Source organism: Psychrobacter sp. (genome assembly GCF_035469765.1).
Taxonomy (GTDB): domain Bacteria; phylum Pseudomonadota; class Gammaproteobacteria; order Pseudomonadales; family Moraxellaceae; genus Psychrobacter.
In genome coordinates, this window is the sequence record NZ_DATIRM010000437.1 from 1 (window position 1) to 2,684 (window position 2,684).

Below are 2,684 nucleotides of genomic sequence, written 5' to 3' on the forward strand. Positions count from 1 at the left end.
GGATATAGAAAAAGGCAAGATAAGGGCTGTTTTTTGGCTTAATTATGATGAAATTAATAATTAATAGATAAAAGTTTGCTTATATTACGCTTTTATTATTTAAAATTTTATTTTTGATATAGATAAAATGCGAATAAATACAGAAAATCGCCAAAGCGAATGGGAGGTCTTATTTATCGCCATCACTGCTCACTGCTGCATCTTTACAGCCCAAATCAATACCGACTTTACCATCACCACAAACCGCTGTTGGAAACTCTTTAACCGTAATACAGGCATACCAAAAACCGCGACTGTCTTGCACCAATTCACAGGTATTAATACTATAGAGCGCTAAGTTATAACTGTCCCACACATCAATAGTGAGTTTTTGACCTTTAGTAAGGCTGAGTTGAATGGTGGTTTTTAAGCTCTTTTTACCTGATTGCTTTGTGCCTAAGCACTTAATGGCGGTTTTTTTGAGAAGGAATCCAACCCAAACTTTTGCGCTTGGCTTTTGGATTATTGGTGCGCCATTTTAATTTGGCTTTTTTGAATTGTTTACGGCTCTTAGCGTGGGTTTCAGCGATGGCTTGCAAGGTTTGGCTATGTAGATGTAGATACTCGCCACTGCCTTTAGTGTAAGCTGCCAAATCATAGGCTGAAAAGAATTGACCTGTACGCTGCAAGTGTTTAAAACTCAACTCATTGACGTAATTCCAGACAAAATTGACTGACCTAGCTAAGATATTTAGCTGAACCGCGTGTTTGTCTTTAATGCGTAATTTGAGCGTTTTCATGGGATGATTATGATCCCAATGGATTTGGTTAACAAGGTTGTTTCAAAGCTACACGACAACAGCTGACGCCTGATATCCATGCCCTAGAAGTGACTTGGTTTTACGGCGCTTTTTGATAAAATGAGGGTAAAATAGTCTCTATGACAACACACGTTACGACAGCAACAAACACAACTGTCATCAACCAATCAAACCTGCGTAAAATCATTCATATCGATATGGATGCTTTTTACGCCAGTGTAGAACAGCGTGATTTTCCTGAGCTGCGTGGTAAGCCATTGGTGGTTGGCGGCGACCCCAATGGTCGCGGCGTGGTTGCTGCTGCCAGTTATGAAGTGCGTAAATTTGGCGTACGCTCTGCTATGTCATGCTATGAAGCCAGAAAGCGCTGTCCTGAGGTGATATTTGTGCCGCCACGCTTTGATGTGTACCGTGCTGTCAGTGCTGAAATACGTCGTATCATGCACAGTCTTACCCCGCACGTTGAGCCATTATCATTAGATGAAGCTTATCTCGATGTCACTGGATTGTCTGTTTATCAAGGCTCAGCTACATTAATGGCAAATTGGTTACGAGCGCAGATTTTAGAACAAACGGGTCTCAACGCCTCTGCTGGTGTCTCATTTAATAAGATGCTAGCGAAAATCGCCTCTGACATTAATAAACCCAATGGCACCGCGGTCATCACGCCAGCGGATGCCGAAGCATTTATTAGCACCCTGCCTATTGAGCGCTTTCACGGCATTGGTAAGGCAACGGCAAAACGACTGCATGCGATGGGAGTCAGTCACGGCGCTGACCTTCGGCGCACGCCAGCTGCCATCTTGATTAATGAGTTTGGTAAGCGTGGACAGTTTTATCATGATATCGCTCACGGGCGTGACGAGCGAGCGGTCAAGTCTGAGCGCATCCATAAGTCGGTTGGTTCTGAGACTACTTTTAGAGACAATTTAACAGATGATAATGAACTGAAAATACAAATCTATGTACAAAATACCGACGCTTTTAATCAGCTGCACAAAAAACAGCTCATTGCCTATACCATTACTCTAAAAGTAAAATATGCTGACTTTACTCAAGTCACGCGCTCTCATACCTTATCGACGGCATTTGCTAGCGCAGAATCCGCTCACTTTTGGTTAGATAAATTATTTTTGGACATTCCGCGGGCTCTTCCTATTCGATTGGTTGGGGTGATATTCTCTTCACTGACACTTGCCACACAAGTTACGCCACAATTAAATTTATTTGAATAGATTGTTTGCATTACTATGCTTAGGCTATTTATTGTATGTAGTAGATAAATACTTAGCACTTAGTAAAACGTTCTTTCATATCGTCATTTCTGCTACAATTGCTCTCAAAATTCCCTTCTATCGAAAGACTTTCTTATGACTGATTCTGAACCTCAAACCTTAAATAATAACTCTAAAATCACTGCTAGTCATAATGACGATATTTTAGAGTATTTAAGTGTTGATGATTATGATTATGAGCTGCCAGACCAGCTGATTGCTCGTTATCCATTGGCGCAGCGCTCCGCGTCAAAGCTTCTTTATCTACCGGCTAACAATGATAATAAAAACAATGGCAGTCAGGTTGAAGATAAGCTGTTTTCTGAGTTACCTGAAATACTCAATGCCGGGGATCTGATTGTTTTTAACGACACCAAGGTGATGAAAGCGCGCTTATTTGGTCAAAAAGATACTGGCGGAAAGATTGAAGTATTAATTGAGCGTTTGGTTACCCTTTCAGATTTAAGTAGCACAGATTTAGACGCAATAACGTCAAATTATGAAACCATAGACATGACGACTATTGCAGAAAAACATATCGCTCTTTGCCATATCAAAGCCAGTAAAGCTTTGAAACTTGGGCAAGGGCTTGTGCTTGCTGATGGTCATA

Annotated in this window: 2 protein-coding genes and 1 pseudogene; 2 read left to right on the top strand and 1 reads right to left on the bottom strand. The window is 41.1% G+C overall.

The window, feature by feature from the left end:
- Window positions 1-172: 172 nt before the first annotated feature.
- Window positions 173-779, bottom strand: a pseudogene (locus VLN09_RS11945) (RNA-guided endonuclease TnpB family protein); the annotation flags it as partial.
- Between the two features lie 140 nt (window positions 780-919).
- On the opposite strand from VLN09_RS11945, the gene dinB reads away from it, so the two are divergent.
- The gene (gene dinB / locus VLN09_RS11950; RefSeq protein WP_325246797.1) at window positions 920-2,035 is read left to right on the top strand and encodes a DNA polymerase IV; all 1,116 of its coding nucleotides are present in this window, start codon (window positions 920-922) and stop codon (window positions 2,033-2,035) included.
- A 135-nt stretch (window positions 2,036-2,170) separates the two neighbouring features.
- Window positions 2,171-2,684, top strand: a 514-nt coding sequence (locus tag VLN09_RS11955) for an S-adenosylmethionine:tRNA ribosyltransferase-isomerase (RefSeq protein WP_325246799.1), incomplete at its 3' end; no start/stop codon positions are given.

Coding starts and splice junctions, on each gene's coding strand:
- dinB (WP_325246797.1), top strand. CDS start 920: ATGACAACACACGTTACGACAGCAACAAACACAACTGTCATCAACCAA.